The organism is Bacillus sp. R45 (assembly GCF_021729365.1).
Lineage (GTDB): Bacteria > Bacillota > Bacilli > Bacillales > Bacillaceae > Bacillus > Bacillus velezensis.
In genome coordinates this window covers 966,095-985,767 of sequence record NZ_CP091421.1, presented here as the reverse complement: position 1 = coordinate 985,767, position 19,673 = coordinate 966,095, and the positions used below count along the sequence as shown (strand labels likewise).

At 46.6% G+C, this 19,673-nt stretch carries 23 protein-coding genes; 11 read left to right on the top strand and 12 right to left on the bottom strand.

Annotated elements, in window-relative coordinates:
• Positions 1 to 10: 10 nt before the first annotated feature.
• The 5 genes from L3V45_RS05090 to L3V45_RS05070 form a co-directional block, all read right to left on the bottom strand.
• Positions 11 to 583, bottom strand: a complete 573-nt coding sequence (locus L3V45_RS05090) for a TetR/AcrR family transcriptional regulator (protein ID WP_003155219.1) — start codon at positions 581 to 583, stop codon at positions 11 to 13.
• A gap of 147 nt (positions 584 to 730) precedes the next feature.
• Positions 731 to 2,164 (bottom strand): protoporphyrinogen oxidase, encoded by a 1,434-nt coding sequence (hemY, locus tag L3V45_RS05085; protein ID WP_003155220.1) that lies wholly within the window; start codon positions 2,162 to 2,164, stop codon positions 731 to 733.
• Between the two features lie 27 nt (positions 2,165 to 2,191).
• The gene (gene hemH, locus L3V45_RS05080) at positions 2,192 to 3,127 is read right to left on the bottom strand and encodes a ferrochelatase (protein WP_236837278.1); all 936 of its coding nucleotides are present in this window, start codon (positions 3,125 to 3,127) and stop codon (positions 2,192 to 2,194) included.
• A 75-nt stretch (positions 3,128 to 3,202) separates the two neighbouring features.
• Complete coding sequence (hemE, locus tag L3V45_RS05075) at positions 3,203 to 4,264, bottom strand: uroporphyrinogen decarboxylase (RefSeq protein WP_015388477.1); 1,062 nt, start codon at positions 4,262 to 4,264, stop codon at positions 3,203 to 3,205.
• Between the two features lie 123 nt (positions 4,265 to 4,387).
• Positions 4,388 to 6,529 (bottom strand): transglycosylase domain-containing protein, encoded by a 2,142-nt coding sequence (locus L3V45_RS05070; RefSeq protein WP_003155223.1) that lies wholly within the window; start codon positions 6,527 to 6,529, stop codon positions 4,388 to 4,390.
• A 122-nt stretch (positions 6,530 to 6,651) separates the two neighbouring features.
• Between L3V45_RS05070 and hmoB the strand changes: the two genes are divergently transcribed.
• From hmoB to L3V45_RS05055, 3 genes are all read left to right on the top strand, one after another.
• Positions 6,652 to 7,152 (top strand): heme-degrading oxygenase HmoB, encoded by a 501-nt coding sequence (gene hmoB, locus L3V45_RS05065; protein ID WP_003155224.1) that lies wholly within the window; start codon positions 6,652 to 6,654, stop codon positions 7,150 to 7,152.
• Positions 7,153 to 7,269: 117 nt separating this feature from the next.
• Positions 7,270 to 8,655, top strand: a complete 1,386-nt coding sequence (locus tag L3V45_RS05060; protein WP_095315286.1) for a hypothetical protein — start codon at positions 7,270 to 7,272, stop codon at positions 8,653 to 8,655.
• A 68-nt stretch (positions 8,656 to 8,723) separates the two neighbouring features.
• On the top strand, positions 8,724 to 9,911 hold the full coding sequence (locus tag L3V45_RS05055) for a M20 family metallopeptidase (protein WP_015388479.1): 1,188 nt from the start codon (positions 8,724 to 8,726) through the stop codon (positions 9,909 to 9,911).
• Positions 9,912 to 9,933: 22 nt separating this feature from the next.
• Here the strand turns inward: L3V45_RS05055 and L3V45_RS05050 are convergent, their stop codons facing one another.
• From L3V45_RS05050 to ecsA, 3 genes are read right to left on the bottom strand one after another with little or no spacing between them, the layout of a single operon-like run.
• On the bottom strand, positions 9,934 to 10,638 hold the full coding sequence (locus L3V45_RS05050) for an EcsC family protein (RefSeq protein WP_003155229.1): 705 nt from the start codon (positions 10,636 to 10,638) through the stop codon (positions 9,934 to 9,936).
• 42 nt (positions 10,639 to 10,680) lie between these two features.
• Complete coding sequence (locus tag L3V45_RS05045) at positions 10,681 to 11,907, bottom strand: ABC transporter permease (RefSeq protein ID WP_007409219.1); 1,227 nt, start codon at positions 11,905 to 11,907, stop codon at positions 10,681 to 10,683.
• The gene (gene ecsA, locus L3V45_RS05040) at positions 11,900 to 12,643 is read right to left on the bottom strand and encodes an ABC transporter ATP-binding protein EcsA (RefSeq protein WP_003155231.1); all 744 of its coding nucleotides are present in this window, start codon (positions 12,641 to 12,643) and stop codon (positions 11,900 to 11,902) included. The genes L3V45_RS05045 and ecsA overlap by 8 nt, the downstream gene beginning before the upstream one ends.
• A gap of 490 nt (positions 12,644 to 13,133) precedes the next feature.
• On the opposite strand from ecsA, the gene L3V45_RS05035 reads away from it, so the two are divergent.
• The 3 genes from L3V45_RS05035 (at position 13,134) to L3V45_RS05025 (ending at position 15,426) form a co-directional block, all read left to right on the top strand.
• Positions 13,134 to 13,571: an HIT family protein gene (locus L3V45_RS05035; protein WP_003155232.1), complete on the top strand. Its 438-nt coding sequence runs from the start codon at positions 13,134 to 13,136 to the stop codon at positions 13,569 to 13,571.
• A gap of 136 nt (positions 13,572 to 13,707) precedes the next feature.
• Complete coding sequence (gene serC, locus L3V45_RS05030) at positions 13,708 to 14,787, top strand: 3-phosphoserine/phosphohydroxythreonine transaminase (RefSeq protein ID WP_024085082.1); 1,080 nt, start codon at positions 13,708 to 13,710, stop codon at positions 14,785 to 14,787.
• Between the two features lie 120 nt (positions 14,788 to 14,907).
• Positions 14,908 to 15,426, top strand: coding sequence for a tryptophan transporter (locus L3V45_RS05025; protein WP_003155234.1), 519 nt, complete (start codon positions 14,908 to 14,910; stop codon positions 15,424 to 15,426).
• A 57-nt stretch (positions 15,427 to 15,483) separates the two neighbouring features.
• On the opposite strand, the gene L3V45_RS05020 is transcribed toward L3V45_RS05025, so the two are convergent.
• Complete coding sequence (locus tag L3V45_RS05020; protein WP_007409223.1) at positions 15,484 to 15,675, bottom strand: membrane protein YhzF; 192 nt, start codon at positions 15,673 to 15,675, stop codon at positions 15,484 to 15,486.
• Between the two features lie 117 nt (positions 15,676 to 15,792).
• Here L3V45_RS05020 and L3V45_RS05015 point away from each other — a divergent pair, with 117 nt between their 5' ends.
• Positions 15,793 to 16,149 carry a YtxH domain-containing protein gene (locus L3V45_RS05015; RefSeq protein ID WP_003155236.1) on the top strand — a complete coding sequence of 119 codons (357 nt, stop codon included), beginning with the start codon at positions 15,793 to 15,795 and terminating at the stop codon, positions 16,147 to 16,149.
• A gap of 179 nt (positions 16,150 to 16,328) precedes the next feature.
• The gene (locus tag L3V45_RS05010; RefSeq protein WP_003155240.1) at positions 16,329 to 16,940 is read left to right on the top strand and encodes an HTH-type transcriptional regulator Hpr; all 612 of its coding nucleotides are present in this window, start codon (positions 16,329 to 16,331) and stop codon (positions 16,938 to 16,940) included.
• Here L3V45_RS05010 and L3V45_RS05005 read toward each other — a convergent pair.
• Entirely contained in the window at positions 16,937 to 17,278 is a 342-nt protein-coding gene (locus tag L3V45_RS05005) for a YhaI family protein (RefSeq protein ID WP_015388481.1), read from the bottom strand. The two genes, L3V45_RS05010 and L3V45_RS05005, sit on opposite strands and share 4 nt — an antisense overlap.
• Positions 17,279 to 17,489: 211 nt before the next feature.
• Between L3V45_RS05005 and L3V45_RS05000 the strand changes: the two genes are divergently transcribed.
• Positions 17,490 to 18,020, top strand: coding sequence for a DUF3267 domain-containing protein (locus L3V45_RS05000; RefSeq protein WP_007409225.1), 531 nt, complete (start codon positions 17,490 to 17,492; stop codon positions 18,018 to 18,020).
• 60 nt (positions 18,021 to 18,080) lie between these two features.
• Positions 18,081 to 18,299 (top strand): hypothetical protein, encoded by a 219-nt coding sequence (locus tag L3V45_RS04995; protein ID WP_003155245.1) that lies wholly within the window; start codon positions 18,081 to 18,083, stop codon positions 18,297 to 18,299.
• A gap of 56 nt (positions 18,300 to 18,355) precedes the next feature.
• On the opposite strand, the gene yhzE2 is transcribed toward L3V45_RS04995, so the two are convergent.
• A complete protein-coding gene (gene yhzE2, locus L3V45_RS04990; RefSeq protein ID WP_003155248.1) occupies positions 18,356 to 18,442 on the bottom strand; it encodes a sporulation protein YhzE2 in 87 nt (28 codons plus the stop codon).
• Positions 18,443 to 18,566: 124 nt separating this feature from the next.
• Positions 18,567 to 18,653 (bottom strand): sporulation protein YhzE1, encoded by an 87-nt coding sequence (yhzE1, locus tag L3V45_RS04985; protein WP_017417375.1) that lies wholly within the window; start codon positions 18,651 to 18,653, stop codon positions 18,567 to 18,569.
• Between the two features lie 158 nt (positions 18,654 to 18,811).
• Between yhzE1 and L3V45_RS04980 the strand changes: the two genes are divergently transcribed.
• Positions 18,812 to 19,663, top strand: coding sequence for a peptidylprolyl isomerase (locus L3V45_RS04980; RefSeq protein ID WP_003155249.1), 852 nt, complete (start codon positions 18,812 to 18,814; stop codon positions 19,661 to 19,663).
• Positions 19,664 to 19,673 lie beyond the last annotated feature (10 nt).

Below are 19,673 nucleotides of genomic sequence, written 5' to 3'. Positions count from 1 at the left end.
GGATCATCTATTATTTAGATAATCCTTGACCAACATACATTTCCAGCAATTCGGCGATCGTCTCTTTTTCAAGAGGCGGATGGTTTTTTTCCCAGTCAAATATCAGCGCGATGTAGAGCTTGAGCATCACAAAAGCGGTCAGTTCCGGATCACACGGTTTAATGCTTCCGTTTTCAATGGCTGTTTCTATCTTTTCTTTAATGTATGACAGAATGGCCCGCTCCATTTTCGCAATGACATCCTGAACGGCTATTGTACCAATCTCGGCGTTCTCCTGAAAAATTTTAATAGTCAGCTGGTGTGTTTTTCTGAATTCCAAAATCGCGACAAGCGCCCGGTGAACATTTTCGTGAAATGAAAGCTCCGGTTTCATCGCTTCGTCTGCGTGTTCCTTCATTTCTCTTAAAATAGTGGTGAAAATATCATCAAACAGTTCTTCTTTGTTTTTGAAAAACGTGTAGATGGTTCCCTTCCCCACATTTGCAAGCTTTGCCACCAGATCCATTGTCGTTGCTTTGTAGCCGAATTGTGTAAAAGACTTCGTTGCCGCTTCCAGAATGAGCTTTTTCCGATCGACGGACATGTTTCCCACCTCGTTAAATTGACCGTTTGAACGTTTTAGTCATTTTGTACATAAGATAACTTATCACAGTCGCAAAGAAGATTCAAATGTTTTTTCTCTTTATTGGTGTTCCCTTTACAGAACGGGAACATGCAAAAAACCTCCGTTTTACGATAACGGAGGCTGGTACGTTTCAAATAAATAAGCGAGTGAATCATATACGGCGGCTTTTCCCTGGTCGATACAGTCGGGGATGCCCACCCCTTCGAAAGACGCGCCCGTCGCGTATACGCCCGGATAGGAAGCTTTCAGCGCATCTCTGAACTCTTTGATGCGCTCCTTATGGCCGACATGGTATTGCGGCATGCTTTCGTTCCAGCGGGTCACACAGGTCATTTCCGGTTCGCCATTTATTTTCATTACTTTTTTCAAATCTTCCATTACGATTTTAATGATCTCGTTATCTGAAAGATCTACGATGGATTCATCTCCGGCCTTTCCGACGTACGCCCTGAGAAGTGTTTTGCCCTCCGGCGCCGCGTGCGGCCATTTTTTATTCGTCCATGTGCAGGCCGTGATGGAGAAATCGCTGTTTCTTGAGATAACGAATCCCGTACCTTCATGCTCCATTTTGACGGCTCCCTCAGGAAAACCTAAGGCGACGTTGGCAACGGACGTAGAATGCATATCTTTGAGACATGAAACCGCCGGCAGATCAGAAAGCATTTTCGCCGCGGCTTTATGCGGGGCTGTCACTATGCATCCTTCCGCATAGAGCACTTTGCCATTATCAAGCGTCACGGAATATCCTTTCTCCTCGCGGCCGATATGGGTGACTTTCGTTCCTTTCATCACCTTTGTCAGCGTAAGCTGCTTTTCCAGCTCCTCCACCAACGTTTGAAGCCCTGTCGTCAGCGTTAAAAACTGGCCCTGCTTTTTGGCCGTCAGCTGCTGTCCCGAAGGCTGCGGACGTGATTTTTTCATACCGAGAATCAGGCTTCTGTGCTTTTGCTCAGTCTGATAGAATTGCGGAAACGTGGACATGAGGCTCAGCTTATCAATATCCCCGGCATAAATCCCTGATAATAGCGGTTCTATTAAATTCTCAACGACTTCGTCACCGACGCGTCTGCGGAAAAATTCACCCAGAGACTGATCTTCCTTCGGTTTGCTCGCAGGCAGGACAAAGTCAAGCGCCGCCCGCGCTTTTCCGGGTACAGAAAATAAACCGGTGGAGATGAACGGAGCGATTTTGGTCGGAATGCCCATCACCGCGCCCTTCGGCATCGGATGAAGCGTCTCATTGACGAGCACGTAAGACTGGCCGGTCGCATTGTTGACGAGCAGATGCTCAAGCCCCAAATCCTTAACGAGCTGCGGCGCGCTTTTTTTCCTTTCTAAAAAAGAATCCGGCCCCCGCTCAATGATGTAGCCGTCTTTATGCGCCGTCTGAATTTTGCCGCCCGCTCTCGGGCCCGCTTCGATCAGGGTGACCTCAAGCGGCAGCTGTTTTTCCTTGATTTCTTTTTCCATGTAGAAGGCGGCGGCTAATCCCGTTATGCCGCCGCCGATGATGACCAGATGTTTTTTATCGCCACTCATTTTTATCGCCTTCTTTACCGTTTAATTCTACTTGTCCAGCTCTTTCAGCACGACCGCTGCAAGCGCGTCGATAAATTCAGGCTGTGCGTTCGGCATGGCCGGACGATAGTAGCTTGCGCCGACTTCTTCGGTCACAGCTTTGCATTCATAATCATTATCGTAAAGCACCTCTAAATGATCGGCAACGAAGCCTGCGGGCACGTATACAAATGCTTTATAAGGATGCTTTTGATACAGCTCGCGCGTGAGATCCTGCACATCCGGCCCGAGCCACGGATCAGGGGTGTTCCCTTCGCTTTGCCAGCCGACTGCGTAATCGGTAATTCCGGCGCCTTCGGCAATCAGTTTTGCGGATCCCTCCAGCTGGTCAGGATACGGATCGCCGTATTCTTTAATTTTTTCAGGAAGGCTGTGCGCTGAGACGATCAGCATCGCGTCATCCCGTTCTTCTTTCGGCATTGATTCATACGTTTTCTTCACCTGGCCGACCCAATAATCAACGAATTTCGGTTCATCATACCAGCTTTCAACAGACTTGATGGTCAAGCCGCCGAGCTTCTCCGCTTCTTCTTTCGCGCGTTTGTTGTATGACTGGACGCTGAATGTTGAAAAATGAGGGGCGAGCACAAGGCTGACAGCTTCTGTAATGCCGTCTTTATGCATGTCCGCCACCGCGTCTTCAATAAACGGTTCAATATGTTTTAATCCGATGTACACTTTGAATGTTACGTCGTCCTGGATTTCATTTAAACGCTGTGCGAGCTTCTCCGCCTGCTCCTGCGTAATTTTTGCAAGCGGCGAAATGCCTCCGATCGCTTCATATCTGTCTTTTAAATCTTGAAGCATATGAGGCTCCGGCTTTCTTCCGCGTCTGATATGCGTATAATAACGTTCTATGTCCTCTTCTTTGTAAGGCGTTCCGTAAGCCATGACAAGAAGTCCCATTTTCTTTTTGCTGCTCATTTTGTTAAACACCTCTTTTGATGGTCTGTCTACCTTGATTTTGACAGGAAAATCTTCTTGTAACCAACGATCTGCTCAGGAAGATTGTTCCGTTTTTTTGGCCGCGGAATATTCATGTACAAACGCCGTCAGCTTTTTCAGCGTTGCCGGATTGACATCAGGGAATACGCCGTGCCCTAAATTGAAAATAAACCCGTCCGTTTTCATGCCTTGATCAAGTATCGCTTTCGCTTTTTTCTCGATGACTTCCCAAGGTGCAAGAAGAAGCGACGGATCAAGATTGCCCTGAACCGTTTTTGTAATGCCTTGTTTTCTGGCATCATCTATGCCGAGTCTCCAATCAAGACCGACGACATCAAGAGGAAGGTCATGCCAATCCCCGGCCAGGTGGCTTGCGCCTACGCCGAACATGATCAGCGGAACTTGCTCTGCTGAAAGCTCCCGGAATATTCTGTCCATCACCGGTTTTATAAACTGCCGGTAATCTTCGCGGTTCAGCGCGCCGACCCATGAATCAAAAATCTGAATGGCTTTTGCGCCGGCATGAATCTGCGCTTTTACATAAACGATAATCATGTCCGCGAGCTTGTCCATCAGCATTTGCCACGCTTGCGGCATACTGTGCATAAACGCTTTTGTTTTGTTGTAATTTTTAGAAGGCCCGCCTTCAATCATATAACTGGCCAGCGTAAAAGGCGCTCCCGAAAAACCGATGAGCGGAACATTCAGCTGTTCGTTTACGAGTAATCGGATCGTTTCCAACACGTAAGGAACATCCTGTTCGGGATTCAGTTCGCCGAGCTTTTCAATATCCGCAGCAGAGCGCACCGGCTGATCGATCACCGGGCCGATTCCGTTTTTTATTTCAACATCCACTCCGATATAAGGAAGAGGCGTCATAATATCTTTATATAAAATGGCAGCATCCACTCCGTACTGCTCGACCGGGAGCCTCGTCACATACGCGCACAGCTCGGGCTGATGCGTAATTTCGACTAAGCCGTACTTTTCTTTCAGCTTGCGGTATTCCGGCTGAGACCTCCCCGCCTGTCTCATGTACCAGACAGGGACGTGATTTGTTTTTTCTCCCCGTGCCGCTTTTAAAAACGTATCATTAAACGCTTCTCGTTTACTCATCTGAATTTCCACCTTTCCTCCTGCAACCATACGTTCGTGTTCTTCGCCCATTACACTATACCTTGTTTTTTCTGAATGGTATAGAATTGAGGCTTAATGTTCAAAAAATCGCCGAATTCATGATTAAGAAGAAAAAAGCTTCGGCTGAACGTATTCCGTTCCCTCTCCTTCTTGATTCGTCTGCGAATTAAATGGAACGACTTTGTATGAGGCCCCTGAAAACAGATTGGCGTACGGTATGTCAAAGCTGCCTTTTCCTTTCACCGAATCCAGAAGCTTGTCTTTTCCGTCTTTCTTCTCATATATTCGGTAAACAACCCGATCATCCTTTTGAATATCCCATTTTAATTGAACCGTAATCAGTCCCATCGCCTTAAATGTATAACGGGCCGACAGGGATTTTACCGCCTCCAGCTCAATCGGGCTGCCCAGTTCCTTCACATTTTCAGGCTTTTTGAATGTCCGGCCGTTTTCACCCGCTTTTGTGACGATATCTTTAAAGAGTCTGACCGGGTATTGGCTGCCGCCTTTCAGATAATGGGTTTTATCCGTTTTGTCATAGCCCATCCAGACGGCTCCCGTCAGTCCGGGAGTGTATCCCGCAAACCAGGCGTCCTTTGTCGCGCCGGGGATGCCGGTAAATGTGGTCGTGCCGGTTTTCCCCGCCAGGTCACCTTGATAGCTGCCTTGTGAAGCGGTTCCTTCTTTTACGACCTGCTGAAGCATTCTCGTCATATTCCATGCCGTCTGTCCGCTGAAGACGCGCGTTTTGCCGTTTTTAGGCCCGGATAACGTTTCTCCGTCTTCGTCCGTGATGTTCTCTATAAAAAATGGCTTCGTATACATTCCGTTTGCCGCAAAGGTATGATAAGCTCCGGCAAGCTGAAGCGGAGTGACGCCTTCAGACAGACCGCCCAGCGCAATCGCGAGTCCGTTGTCAGAAATGTTCATGCCGTTTTTCTCAAGATACGATTTTCCCGTATCCACGCCGATCTGCTTCAATGTCCAGACAGCGGGCGCATTTATGCTGTAAGTGATCGCATCCTGCATCGTCACTTCCCCCTTGTACTGTCCGTCATAATTTTTCGGTTCATACCCGTCGTAGGACGTCAGTTTGTCTTGGAGAAGCGAATACGGTTTGAACTTGTCTTCCTGCATGGCGGGCCCGTATACGGCAATCGGCTTAAACGTTGAGCCCGGCTGCCGCTTCGCCGTAACCCTGTTGTATCCTTTTGTCACGTAGTCGCGCCCGCCGACCGCCGCGCGCACGCCTCCGGTTTTATTATCAATAAAGACGGCGCTTCCCTCTGCCGCCTGATCCGTCCCCGGAAAATAGCCGCTTTCCTTCATGAGGGTATATGCCGTTTTCTGCAGCTTGGAATCAAGTGACGTCCGGATCGTATAACCGCCTTGAAGCAGCTGTTCTCCTGACATCGAATAACGGTCTTCCGCCTCCTTGATGACAAGATCGATATAACTGTCAAACCAAGGCGTTTCTGATGTTTTCTTGACATTAAGCCCCAATGTCCGGCCCTGGGCTCTGACGGCTTCCTTGGCGCTGATATAGCCTTGATCGTTCATCATTGCAAGAATCGTATCGCGCCGTTCTTTATTTTTATCCGGATGCTGAATCGGCGAATAAAGAGATGGCGCCTTCGGAATCGCTGCCAGAACGGCTCCTTCCGCAACGGTTAAATCTTTTACTTCTTTATTAAAGTAGTAGTGGGACGCGGCTTGAATGCCGTAAACGCCATGGCCGAAATAAAGCTGGTTCAGGTACATTTCAAGCAGCTTGTCCTTGCTGTAATCACGCTCAAGATTGATGGCGATAATGACTTCCTTCGTCTTGCGCAAAAATGTTTTATCATGAGTCAGAAAAATGTTTTTCGCCAGCTGCTGGGTGATCGTGCTTCCGCCCTCCACCTTGCCGCCTGCTAAAACATCCCGGAACACCGCCCGGCCGACAGACTTCACATCAATGCCGTGATGTTCGTAAAACCGTTTATCTTCAACGGCGATAAAGGCATCTCTCACATCTTCCGGAACCTGCTGAATGGATACCGGCTCACGATTTTCCGTATAGAGGCTCGCAATTTCATCACCGTTTTGATCGACGATTTTTGAAGATGCGTGCAGTATTAATTTCTTTTCATCGATGACATAATGGCCGAGAAATATAATGATAATGTATCCGATTAACGCGAGAAAAGCGGTTGCCGCCGCAATTACAGCCGGAATAAAGAATCTTTTTTTCTTTTTCAGCATAAGTCACCTCGCCTTTCTTAACTTGTAGTATGGGAAATATTGTTTCGAATTATGTCAGAATGAGTCGCCAATAGAAACTTATACCACTCTTTTGATATACTAGCAAGCAGGAGGTGGCTGATATGAAGGTTTATATTACATACGGGACAGCCGATTTTTTAAAGACGATTGCCAAGAAACACCCGAGTGAGAATATGGTGCTGATGCAAGGGGAGGATAATGCGGTTTTAATTCATGAAACAAATGGAGAAACCGTTTTTCAGGCGCCCCATTCCTATGAAAGCATCGACAGCGTCGGGGAAATCAAAAATCCGGGCTACGCCGTCCTCAACAACATCGCCGTTACCCAGGAAGGCCGTCCGCTGTTTGAAAACCGGTTTAAAAACCGCGCCGGCAAAGTGGAAAATGAACCCGGTTTTAAAGCCATCCGCGTATTAAGACCGCTCGAAGGCGATACGTATGTCATTTTGACCCTGTGGGAAGAGGAAAAAGCCTTTCAGGATTGGCAGCAGTCAAACTCTTATCAGGAAGCTCATAAAAAACGCGGAACATCTGCCGGTATCGACACGACGTCTATTTTTTCCCGTCCGTCTTATGTAACCGCTTATTACGCAATAGACTGAAAACCGCCGGAGATTCTCCGGCTTTTTTGATGTCCCGATTTTACGCATCCTTCTTTGCACCTTCCGCCCGCCTATGAATACCCTGTAGCAATCCTATTTATAAACGGAGTGGTTCAATTGGGGATCGGCGTCTACTCGGTACATCTGCTTTATGTTGCTTTTATCGCGGCCATTATCGTTTTTATGCTTCTCAGAAAAGATACAACCTTTATTTCACTCGCCGGCATTTTTGTGATTGCGCTATGGACGACGCATTCATTCTCCGCTTCGGTCAGCAGCCTGTTTCACAGCTTTACGTATGCCGCCGGAGAATTGCTGCCGACGATTTTTATCATTTGTTTTATCGTGGCGATGAGCGGCCTTTTGACCAAAACCGGTATTAATGAAGCGATGATTTCTCCGTTTGCAAAGCTGATGAAAGGGCCGGCTGTCGCGTATTGGGTTATCGGCTGTCTGATGTTTGCCATCTCTCTTTTTTTCTGGCCGTCACCCGGGGTGGCGCTGATCGGCGCTGTGCTGCTTCCCGCAGCGATCCGGGCGGGCCTTTCTCCGATCGCTGCGGCTATGGCGATGAACCTGTTCGGCCACGGATTCGCTTTATCGGGCGATTACGTCATTCAGGCGGCCCCGAAATTAACGGCCGATGCCGCGGGCATCCCCGTGAGCGATGTCATGCAGGCAAGTATTCCGCTCGTTTTGATCATGGGGTTAACGACGACAATCACCGCTTTCTTCCTCATCATGCGGGATCGAAAAAAAACGAAGGCCCCCCTCTCCTTGGACAGCTCCGGTTCTTTGGACACAAGTATGTATCTGCCGAAAAAACTCAGGGTGATCCTGGCGGTTTTCATTCCGCTTGTTTTTCTCGCCGATATTATCTGCATGATCGTATACCGCCTCCAAGGAAATGATGCGACGGCACTCATCGGAGGAACCGCGATCGGCATTCTCCTGATCATTCATTTCATTGTATATAAAGAGCGGCATTTAGAAAAGATCACCGAGTATTTTATCGGCGGTTTTCAATTCGGCTTTAAAGTATTCGGCCCCGTCATTCCGATCGCGGCCTTCTTTTATCTCGGTGACGCGGGGTTTAAAAATATTTTGAACACCCCGCTGCCGAAAGGGTCTGCGGGAATCGTCAATGACCTCGGACTGGCCCTGTCCCATTCTTTTCCGATGTCCGGAGAATTCGCCGGCATCGCCCTGGCCGCAGTCGGTGCGATTACCGGGCTCGACGGGTCAGGGTTTTCCGGTATATCTCTTGCAGGCTCGATGGCAAAGCTGTTTTCTGCCGCGCTTCATACGGACCCGGCCGTTTTAACGGCGCTGGGCCAGATTTCAGCGATCTGGGTCGGGGGCGGAACATTGGTCCCTTGGGCACTGATTCCCGCTGCGGCTATTTGTAAAGTTGACCCGTTTGAGCTTGCCAGGAAAAACTTTATCCCTGTTGCGGCCGGACTTATCATCACGACCATCGCCGCCATCATCATTCTCCCGTAGCAAAAAGATTGAAATCTTCTGACATTTTCTATACAATCATGGGAAAAGCAGACGAGGGGGCATCGCTTTTGACGTTAACGACACTTCAAAAAAGCTTAAACGCTCAGCTTGACGGGCTGTATGAGGAAATGGTTGAAATCAGGCGTCACCTTCACATGAATCCCGAGCCATCCTTTAAGGAGAAAAAAACACCGGCGTTCATCGCCTCATTTTATGAAAAGCTCGGCGTCCCCATCCGGACGAATGTCGGGGGCAACGGTGTCACAGCCTGTATTGAAGGCGGTGAACCGGGACCGGTCGTGGCACTCAGAGCTGATTTTGACGCTTTGCCGATACAGGATGAAAAAGATGTGCCCTATGCTTCACAAATTCCCGGCGTCATGCACGCCTGCGGGCATGACGGCCATACGGCGGCTCTGCTCGCGGCCGGAAAAGTGCTGTACCGCAACCGGGAAAAACTGAAAGGGTCATTTGTGATGATCCACCAGCACGCTGAGGAATTATCTCCCGGCGGAGCAAAAGCAATGATTGAGGACGGCTGCCTCGAACATGTCGATGCCATTTTCGGCACACACCTATGGGCGACTGAACCCGTCGGAACGGTCTTATGCCGCCCGGGCCCAGTAATGGCCGCCGCTGACGGCTTTACGATTAAAGTCATCGGCAAAGGCGGTCACGGTGCGATCCCTCACGATACGAAGGACGCCGTTTTAATCGGCTCACAAATCGTCACGGCTCTTCAGCATATCGTCAGCCGGCGGGTAAATCCGGTGCAGCCGGCCGTCATCTCAGCCGGCTCGTTCACCGCTGAAAATCCGTTTAATGCGATTGCCGATCAGGCAGTCATTTCAGGCACCGTCCGCTCGTTTGAGGAAAGTGTGCGCGGCCTGCTCGAAGCAGAAATAGAAGCCGTCGTAAAAGGAATCTGTTCCATGCACTCCGCTTCCTATGAATATCGTTTCAAACGCGGCTATCCCGCCGTCGTCAATCATCCTGAGGAAGCGGCGCACGCGGCGGCAGCCGCAGCGGAAACAGACGGCGTTACGAAAGTCGTTGAAGGAGAGCCGCAGATGGCGGGAGAGGATTTTTCCTATTATCTGCAGCATACAAAAGGCGCTTTTTTCTTTACGGGCGCCGCTTTAGAAAACGCGGAAACCGTTTATCCTCATCACCACCCGAAATTTGATTTTAATGAAAAAGCGATGCTGACAGCCGCCAAGGTGCTTATCGGCGCCGCGGTAAGCTACCCCCGCTGACATAAAAAAAACAGCCGGTACATTACGTACCGGCTGTTGTAATTCTTAAATGAAAAACGTGCCTTGCCGTCTCACCGAGCTGTGACAGCAGTTTATAATTGGCCGCTCCGCCCACGGCGGCTCCGACGACCGGCAAAAGCTGAAACAATTTCACCACGTCCAGATAATCGCGGTATTCCTGCTGAAAAACTCTCCAATCGACATCATGCTTTTTCGAATCCCACTGTTCAATCATTGAGTATATGCGTTTCCGCTGTTCACCGCTTGAGAAAGCCAGCTGAAAAATAAACAGCAAAAACAATCGCTCATCCCTGTCTTTCACATCATAGCCGTAAATGGAGGCAAGATCGAACAGACATTTCATTTTAATGGATAGCAGCAAAGGAAAATCAGCCATTCCTAAAAAAATTCCGCCGGCCCCCGTACCGATACCTTCAGCTGCCGCGACCTTTTGGTACGATGCGATGGTTTGTCTGGCGAGAGCATCTTTTTCAGCAAGCGTCATACCGTTTGTATCCCGCTTGCTTTTCACCAGATTTGAACCCGCCATTGTTGCTTCGGTCATTTTTTTAATGCTTTCTGTGATGACGGCATGAATTTTTTCGGGAATCCGCTCATTTATTTTCGCCTGCATTCCTTTAGAAAAGCGTTCAAGCATGGAATCTTTGCGCAAAAAACGCGCTTTCCATTGCAGTGCTTCCTGTACCAGCTGCTGATCGTCGGTCATCTGTGTCTCCTTCTTTCATTGAGGTTTCAAAAACCCGATTGATTACAGCTTGCCGTACTTTTTCAATCTTCCGCCCATATACGATGGCATGATCACAAAAATCAGAACGGCTGAAGCAACGGCCGCATACAGCGCCCCGCTGACTCCCGCGGCATAGGCTGACGCTGCGCAGAACAGCAGCGCCTGCACGGTTAATGCCGATTTCATCAGCGAAAAGAAACTTTGCAGCTTCGCTTTCTGATTGACCGGGTAAAGCTCCTGCAGAGAAAGATGATGAAAATGCCCGAACAGCGGAAGAAGCTGTATTCCCGTAATAAAGACGGTAAATACGGTTAACGCCGCCGTGATCCACGGATTGGCGGAAACGAGCATAATAATCAGGATAAAAATAATCGTGAGCCTGACCTGAATGCCGAGATAATCATTTGAACGCAGAAAGGCCCGCGCATACATATAGGAGAACGTTTTCCGCTGCTCAAACGGAATCATTCTGAGCAAAAAGTCGAGATACGCCCGGCGTTTTGCCTGTTTTTTCAGGTGAGGCACATCGGTAAACAGATTGGCGATTCTGTAAAACCGCTGCTTCCTTCTTAATTCATATTCAATATGAGCTTCCCATTTTAATGATTTATGTTTTGCGGCCGATGTGAAATACACATAAAGACCGGCCATCACAATGTAGACGGCGGCAGCGTACACATAAAACGACTGTAAGACGAAGTATAAAAGCAGCATATTGCAGATAAAGCGTATGACCGCATCCATCATTTTCATGCTTCTGTCATTCATAAACGTCATCCGCCACTCCATGGCCTGATTCCACGCTTTTACCGCCAGCATCTGAATAAATACGGCGGCATACGACGCAAGCGACGCCCCCGGACTTACAGCGAAAAACAGAGGCATGCATACAAGCGACAGAGCAATAAGCGGAAACAGCTGTGACAGATAGCTGTACTTAAATGAATGCTTAAAGTATGTCCCCATTTTCGGTTCAAGCGGCAGCAGAAACACGAGGTCCGCTTCCTTTAACAGCGTCCGGACGTATGAACCGGTCAGCACAAATGAAAAGAGCACCGCCATCACCCAAAAAGAGGGAAAATGAACGGGGATGTCTTTGACCCACTTGCTGTACCAGCTCGCCGCGCCGGCAATAAAAAAGATCAGCACAATGACGAGATGATCATTGAGCATATATTTCATATACATTCTGGTTTCCTTTATATGCTCTTCAAGCCGGGACTGCCAAATAGTAGACATATTATTCATGGCCGGCGTCTTCCTTCGTCAGTTCAATATACAAGTCATCTAGAGCTGCGTCTTTCATGCCGAACTGCTCTCTCAGTTCTTCCAGTGTGCCGCTTGCCCGCACTTCGCCGTTATGTAAAATAATGAAAGCGTCACAGTAGCGCTCTGCCGTAGCCAGGATATGCGTTGACATCAGCACGCTTGATCCGGCTTTTTTCGCGGCGTCCATCCGCTCCAGCAATGCATTGATCGCAAGCGGGTCAAGGCCGAGAAACGGCTCGTCAATGATATAAAGCGAGGGCTCCGCGAGAAACGCGCACATGATCATGACCTTCTGCTTCATTCCTTTGGAAAAGTGAGCGGGAAACCATTTCAGCCTTTTTTCCATTCTGAATTCTTTCAAAAGCGGAGGAAGCCTTTTTTCAAGCGTTTCTTTGGAAAGGCCGTACGCCATGGCCGTCAGCTCCAGATGCTCTTTGAGCGTCAGTTCTTCATACAGCACCGGCGTTTCGGGGATGTACGTAAATTGCGAGCGGTAGCTTTCCTTATCCTCCGAAAACGTCTTGCCGTTCAGCTCGATCGAGCCTTTATGCGGGTCCATTAATCCGATAATATGCCGGATCGTCGTGCTTTTGCCCGCGCCGTTTAATCCGATGAGTCCGACAATCTGGTTCGGCTCAAGGGTGAATGAAACATTTTTTAAGACCGGGTTTCTCGTATAACCGCCGGTTAAGTCTTTTACCGATAGCAGAGACATAATTTCTCCCCTTCTGATTCGTTTTTCTTCATAGTACCAAAAATAAAGTCTGATTTGAAACGATTCCCTTTTTTTCTCACGTGAAAAGCGTGCATAGTTATCGTTTTGGCGGACATCATAATGTATGTAGAAGGAAACAGCTTTAATCAACTGAAAATGAGGTGTTTATAAAAGACGTCTTAGAACAGTTGGATGAAAATCAACATGTCCTGTGCTTACAATTTCTTCACACACTGCTTTGATGATGTTCTTCATTCATGATGAAATAATCAAATGAGGTGTTTGTCCCAGGAATGATTAAGCAGACCCATAAGTCTTCATTTTAAAAACAAATGAGGTGCTTACAAAAGGCATATTTAATTTTCTGTGATAAAGCTCGTACTTCTGCATCAGGGTGAACGCGCAGCCGTTCATCCTGTTTTTTGTTTTGACCGTTTTTGTGGTACGATGAGAATATACATATATTTCTTTTCAGGGAGGAAACCCATCTATGCACAAAGCGGACGATTGTATTTTCTGCAAAATCATTGCCGGTGACATTCCGTCTTCAAAAGTATACGAAAATGAACATGTTGTGGCGTTTCTTGATATCAGCCAAGTCACAAAAGGCCATACGCTCGTGATTCCGAAAACACATATCGAAAACGTGTACGAGTTTACGCCTGAGCTTTCTAAAGAATATTTCGAAGCGGTGCCGAAAGTCGCACGCGCCATCCGCGATGAATTCGAGCCGATCGGGCTGAATATTCTCAATAATAACGGTGAAAAAGCGGGCCAATCGGTGTTCCATTTTCACATGCATATCATTCCGCGTTACGGAAAAGGCGACGGTTTCGGGGCTGTCTGGAAGACCCACGCCGAAGACTATACGCCTGACGATCTTCAGGAGATCGCTTCAACCGTCAGAAAACGGCTTGCCTCATCTTAAAGATGAGGTTTTTTTGCGTCCGGCAACACAAAAAACATAAAATTATATTTTTTCATATCAAAAAAATCAAAAAATTGTGATAGGATAATTGTATTATTTCTTACACTAAAGCGGAAAACAGGGAGAGATCGTAAACATGGAACGTACAACGAATTTCAATGCAGGACCCGCAGCCCTTCCACTGGATGTGCTGCAAAAAGCACAGAAAGAATTTGTCAACTTCAATGACACCGGCATGTCCGTCATGGAGCTGTCCCACCGGAGCAAAGAATATGATGCGGTGCATCAAAAAGCAAAAAGCCTTCTGAAAGAACTGATGGATATTCCCGACGATTATGATATTTTATTTCTTCAAGGCGGCGCAAGCCTTCAATTCTCCATGCTGCCGATGAACTTTTTAACGCCGGAGCAAACGGCGCACTTCATCGTAACGGGCGCATGGTCTGAAAAAGCACTCGCCGAGGCGAAACTGTTCGGAAACACATCCGTCACGGCAACAAGCGCAGATTCAAACCACAACCATATACCGGAAGCGGACCTCACAGGAATCAAAGACGGCGCCTACCTGCATCTTACGTCCAATAACACGATTTTCGGAACGCAGTGGAAAGAGTTCCCGAATTCACCGATCCCGCTCGTAGCCGACATGTCAAGCGACATCCTGAGCAGAAAAATTGATGTCAAAACGTTTGATGTCATCTATGGCGGCGCCCAGAAAAACCTCGGCCCGTCCGGCGTCACGGTCGTCATCATGAAAAAATCATGGCTTGAAAACGAAAACGCCAACGTCCCTAAAATTTTGAAATACTCCACTCATACAAAAGCCGATTCACTGTATAATACGCCGCCTACATTTGCGATTTATATGCTGAGCCTCGTCCTTGAATGGCTGGCTGAAAACGGAGGTGTCAAAGCGGCTGAACGGCGCAATCAGGAAAAGGCCGACGTCCTGTACGGCACAATCGACGCAAGCGGCGGTTTTTACGCGGGGCATGCCGCAAAAGACAGCCGTTCTCACATGAACGTCACGTTCACCCTCCGCGACAGCAGTCTCACGAAAAAATTCGTTGAAGAAGCGAAAGCGGCTAAAATGACCGGACTCGGAGGCCACCGCTCAGTCGGAGGATGCAGGGCGTCTATCTACAACGCCGTCAGCCTGGCTGATTGTGAAAAACTGGCTCAGTTTATGAAAAAGTTCCAGCAAGAAAACGAATAAATTTCTTCTAACATAACGGTTCCTTTGATATACTGTTTGCATATCAATTTTTCCGGCCATCGCAATAAATGACGAGCATATTATTGGATGGCGAAAAAGCTTAGCAGAGGAGAGCTTAGTATGAAAACAAAAGAATTAGTCATTATGGCCCTGTTTGCGGCAATCGGAGCGGTGCTTCATTCCATTATGCCGCCGGTATTATTCGGAATGAAACCCGATATGATGCTTGTGATGATGTTTATGGGTATTCTGTTATTCCCCCGTGTGCAGAACGTGCTGATGATCGGGATTGTAACGGGAATCATTTCCGCACTCACGACATCTTTTCCGGGCGGACAGCTTCCGAATATCATTGAAAAACCGGTAACGGCGTTTCTGTTTCTCGCGCTGGCGCTTTTGGTGAAAAAGAGCGTGAAAACAGCGGCCGCCGCCGTCATTACAATAGCCGGCACCTTCATCTCCGGTTTGCTCTTTCTGGCGCTGGCCCTTCTGATTGTCGGCCTGCCGGGCGGATTCACCGCCTTGGTGCTCGCGGTCGTCCTTCCGGCGGCTGCGCTGAATGCAATCGCCATTATCATTATGCATCCGATTGTGCAGACGATCTTAAAACGATCCAATATGATTGAAACGGTGAAATAACCGCATACCGAAACCTCTTCCGGCCGGAAGAGGTTTTTTAATGTGTTTCAGCATGTTTTATACGAGAAGTTTTGTGAAAAAGATAAGGAACAATGCGAGGGCGGTTCCTGCTGAGCAGACGATGGCCTTTTGGCGGACGACCCGCTTCGGCGGATAAGAAGCGGCCTGACCGAGCAGTTTCAGGTAATAAACGGCGCCCGCCGCAAAGACAAGAGCCATACAAGATAAAACAATCATAAAGACAGACAACCTTCTCCCTCCTTTTCCCTTAAAAAATATGCTAAAATAAAGCAAGCTATGTATAGAAGTTTATTCTTCTGAACAAAAATGATAAAAGTTATGAGAAAAAAAACGGGGTGATTTTAAATGGCTGACGGACGTTCCCTTTTAACAGGCCTTTTCGTAGGCGGATTGATCGGAGGCGCAGCGATGTTACTTTCGGCTCCTTCATCCGGAAAAGAGCTGCGGGGCAAAATCAAAGCGAATTGCAATTCAATTGAGGACACAATCAAACGGTTAAAAAAAGACGGAATGGCGCTTAAGGACCAGCTTGTCCAAACGGCGAAAGAAAGCGCAGAAGTCATTAAAGACGTAGGCGGAGAGCTTCAGACCAGCATTAAAAGGTGGCAGGAGGAAATCAAGCCGCACCAGCAGGATCTCCAAAAGGAAATCGCTGATATTGAAGAGAAAATCAGACAGCTGGAGAAAACCTTACAAAACTAATATCCTATACAACCAAAAAAAGTGCGGGCATATTGCGTTCCGCACTTTTTTTTGCGGTTTAAAGCCTTTCACAGCAACGGATTAAGAATTTATTATAAAATTCTTAAATTTTCATCTTTATTAATCTTTATTTTATTGGCATAATAGAGGAAAAGAAAATGTGAAGCAGGTGATCTGTATTGAATCGTGTTGAACCGCCTTACGATCTAAAAGAAGCTTTAATCTATACCCAAAAAATGGCGCAGCTGTCCAAAGCACTCTGGAAATCTATCGAGAAAGACTGGCAGAATTGGCTGAAGCCGTACGACCTTAATATTAATGAGCATCATATATTATGGATTGCCTATCAGCTTAAAGGAGCTTCTATTTCAGAAATCGCCAAATTCGGCGTTATGCACGTATCAACTGCATTTAACTTTTCAAAAAAGCTTGAAGAACGGGGATATCTGAAATTTTCCAAGCGGCTGAATGATAAACGGAACACGTACATTCAGTTAACAGAAGAAGGGGAAAATGTATTCGAAAGCCTGCTTGAGGAGTTTGACCCGTCTAGAAACGCGGTGTTTAAAGGCTCACAGCCGATCTACCACTTATTCGGGAAGTTTCCGGAAGTTGAAGAATTAACCTGTGTCATCCGCCACATTTACGGCGAAGATTTTATGGAGATATTCGAGAAATCATTGACAAACATAAACAATGATTTTGATAGTGAAGACGGAAGGCTGAAGAAAAAAACGGACGAATCGGCTGTCCATGAAACGGCTGAAGAGCTGGAACCGATCAACAGTTAATCAAAGTGCTTCATAATCTCAATAAATTCTTCCATCAGCGCTGTATAAAGCCCCTGCTCATACAGAGCAAAAATCGTTTCATGAACATCTAATTTTTCGTTCAGCTGTCCCGCAAAAAGCGCAAGGAGCTTGTCAAACGTCACAAAGCCTTGCGCTTTTTGCGACTTCAGCTCGTCCTCCAATTCGCGGCAGATCCGCCCGACCTCTTCTCCTTCTTCTTCGGTCAGCCCTTTTTCAATCATCATCGCATAAAAAGGGTACTTATCCATATCCACCGTTTTCACCAGCAATTGTATGTAATATTCTAAACGCCCGATACGCTGATCCATTGAATCCATCCGTTTCACTTCTTTCTATCTTTAATCTTATTTTAGCTGATAATGAATGGAGAAGAAAGGTTAAACCGTACATTTCCATGTTTCACCGAGCTCTTCTGTTCTTCCCTTTCCGGGGTTATTTTTTTTCTTTAAAAAAGGATTGATTTTTTCTCCTGAAGAGAGTAAATTATTTTGAGATTGTATTCCATCTTTGTACGGAAGGATGACTCTGATGAATTGCTGGAAAACCATTAATCTGATCAAAGATTATGGTGCGGTTCGTTTATTATTGACTGCTGTAGGTTTTATGATCCTGTTTTTTATATGCAACTTCTTGGCATTCGGGCTGCTGCGTCCGAATATCAGTTTAAGTGACGGGCACGTGTTTGCTTTTTGTGTTCTGCTCGTTGTTACTTTATTTGTACATAAAGTCATACATGTCCTGCCGATGATCTGTAAAAAAAGAAAAAAGGAAATGAAAATGTACTTCTTGCGGATGCCGACATGGAAAGGCATACCGAAAACGACGATGCTGATTTCTACGATCAGCCCGTTTTTATTCATTACGCCGCTATTGTTTTATGCCGGACTGGCATTTCCGAGACACGCTCATTACTTTTATATGATTTCGAGCATTCATGCGGGTTATTGCCTGCCTGATCTTCTGTTTGCGCTGCACCTGGTCAAAGCGCCCAAATCATGTCTGATTGACCAGGAATCCGACGGTTTTGATATTTTAGTAAAAAAAGTGCCGGAGTCTTGATATCCCGCTGATTTTTCAGGTTACATTCTATCTTTTTTAATAAATATTTGGTAATGTAATATGGGAGCAGTTCAGAGAGAGGGGGAATCTCCCATCATTTTATTCTATTTTATCGTGGCTGCCCTGTTTATTCTTTATTTCATAAACAGGCTCACAAATACATTATGCCTTGTCAGAGAGATTCCTGAAGACCGGCAGGATAAGGTATTCCGTTTTATTAATGTATCTATTTTAATTTTACTGATCTCTTCATTCGTCGAGATCTCCTTTACTGTGTAAACAGGCAAAAAAATATGGCTGACGGAGGTCTGACCCCCGACAGCCATATTTTTTTCTTAATAAAGCCAAGAAGCGCCGATGATGATCAATAAGATGAACAGAACAACCAATAATGCAAAACCGCCTGCAAATACTTCACCCATCTCCAAAAGCACCTCCTACAAAACGTTTTATTTTTCCAATTACATCATATGCAATTTACTTCTGAAACGATTAGGCGCCCGGGTAAGAAAACGGACCGCTTTTAGAAAAAGCGATCCGTTTCGCTTAACAAATGTAAGCTGCACCTACAATGATAAGCAATATGAACAGTACTACGAGCAGTGCGAAACCGTTTGAATATCCTCCGCCCATGGTTCATTACCTCCTTTTCATGATCAATATATTTGTATGTATCAGGAAAAAGTTTGACTAGACGAATGCCCTTTATTTAAAATCTTTTTACAGAAAGCCACAATATGTTATGATACGCATATGCAATTTAATTTGGATGATTAGGAGTGTTTAAAGGAATGAAGAAAATCGCGATAGCAGCTATTACGGCAACGAGCGTCCTGGCTCTCAGCGCTTGCAGCAGCGGCGACAACGACGTGATTGCCAAGACGGATGCCGGAAATGTAACAAAAGGCGAACTCTACACGAATATGAAAAAAACCGCGGGCGCAAGTGTGCTGACACAGCTCGTACAAGAAAAAGTATTAGCAAAAAAATACAAAGTATCGGATAAAGAAATCGATAACAAGCTGAAAGAGTACAAAACGCAGCTCGGCGATCAGTACAGCGCCCTTAAACAGCAGTACGGCGAAGATTACCTGAAAGATCAGGTGAAGTACGAACTGCTTGCACAAAAAGCGGCGAAAGACAACATCAAAGTGACTGACGCTGATACGAAAGAATATTACGACGGCTTAAAAGGTAAAATCCGCGCGAGCCACATTCTTGTCGCTGACAAAAAGACAGCTGACGAAGTGGAGAAAAAACTGAAAAAAGGCGAGAAGTTTGAAACGCTTGCGAAAGAATATTCAACTGACAACTCAAAAGACAACGGCGGCGACCTTGGCTGGTTCGATAAAAAGTCAATGGATGAAACATTCAGCAAAGCTGCATTCGGCCTGAAAGTCGGACAAGTCAGCGATCCGGTCAAAACAAAATTCGGTTATCATATCATCAAAAAGACAGAAGAACGCGGCAAATATGATGACATGAAAAAAGAACTGAAAGAAGAAGTTCTTAAACAGAAATTAAACGACAACTCAGCTGTACAGGCGGCAATTCAAAAAGTCATGAAAAAAGCTGACGTAAAAGTGGAAGACAAAGACTTAAAAGACACGTTTAACACTTCAACTTCTTCTGAATCTAAATAAAAAAAACTGT

Bases quoted from the DNA above. Each gene is read 5' to 3' on its own strand.
- L3V45_RS05050 (WP_003155229.1), bottom strand. From the start codon at position 10,638: ATGACCGACGATCAGCAGCTGGTACAGGAAGCACTGCAATGGAAAGCG.
- L3V45_RS05090 (WP_003155219.1), bottom strand. From the start codon at position 583: ATGTCCGTCGATCGGAAAAAGCTCATTCTGGAAGCGGCAACGAAGTCT.
- L3V45_RS05045 (WP_007409219.1), bottom strand. From the start codon at position 11,907: ATGAATAATATGTCTACTATTTGGCAGTCCCGGCTTGAAGAGCATATA.
- L3V45_RS05035 (WP_003155232.1), top strand. From the start codon at position 13,134: ATGCACAAAGCGGACGATTGTATTTTCTGCAAAATCATTGCCGGTGAC.
- L3V45_RS05070 (WP_003155223.1), bottom strand. From the start codon at position 6,529: ATGCTGAAAAAGAAAAAAAGATTCTTTATTCCGGCTGTAATTGCGGCG.
- L3V45_RS05005 (WP_015388481.1), bottom strand. From the start codon at position 17,278: ATGGATTCAATGGATCAGCGTATCGGGCGTTTAGAATATTACATACAA.
- L3V45_RS05000 (WP_007409225.1), top strand. From the start codon at position 17,490: ATGAATTGCTGGAAAACCATTAATCTGATCAAAGATTATGGTGCGGTT.
- hemH (WP_236837278.1), bottom strand. From the start codon at position 3,127: ATGAGCAGCAAAAAGAAAATGGGACTTCTTGTCATGGCTTACGGAACG.
- L3V45_RS05015 (WP_003155236.1), top strand. From the start codon at position 15,793: ATGGCTGACGGACGTTCCCTTTTAACAGGCCTTTTCGTAGGCGGATTG.
- hmoB (WP_003155224.1), top strand. From the start codon at position 6,652: ATGAAGGTTTATATTACATACGGGACAGCCGATTTTTTAAAGACGATT.
- hemE (WP_015388477.1), bottom strand. From the start codon at position 4,264: ATGAGTAAACGAGAAGCGTTTAATGATACGTTTTTAAAAGCGGCACGG.
- yhzE2 (WP_003155248.1), bottom strand. From the start codon at position 18,442: ATGGGTGAAGTATTTGCAGGCGGTTTTGCATTATTGGTTGTTCTGTTC.
- ecsA (WP_003155231.1), bottom strand. From the start codon at position 12,643: ATGTCTCTGCTATCGGTAAAAGACTTAACCGGCGGTTATACGAGAAAC.
- yhzE1 (WP_017417375.1), bottom strand. From the start codon at position 18,653: ATGGGCGGAGGATATTCAAACGGTTTCGCACTGCTCGTAGTACTGTTC.
- hemY (WP_003155220.1), bottom strand. From the start codon at position 2,164: ATGAGTGGCGATAAAAAACATCTGGTCATCATCGGCGGCGGCATAACG.
- serC (WP_024085082.1), top strand. From the start codon at position 13,708: ATGGAACGTACAACGAATTTCAATGCAGGACCCGCAGCCCTTCCACTG.
- L3V45_RS04995 (WP_003155245.1), top strand. From the start codon at position 18,081: ATGGGAGCAGTTCAGAGAGAGGGGGAATCTCCCATCATTTTATTCTAT.
- L3V45_RS05025 (WP_003155234.1), top strand. From the start codon at position 14,908: ATGAAAACAAAAGAATTAGTCATTATGGCCCTGTTTGCGGCAATCGGA.
- L3V45_RS04980 (WP_003155249.1), top strand. From the start codon at position 18,812: ATGAAGAAAATCGCGATAGCAGCTATTACGGCAACGAGCGTCCTGGCT.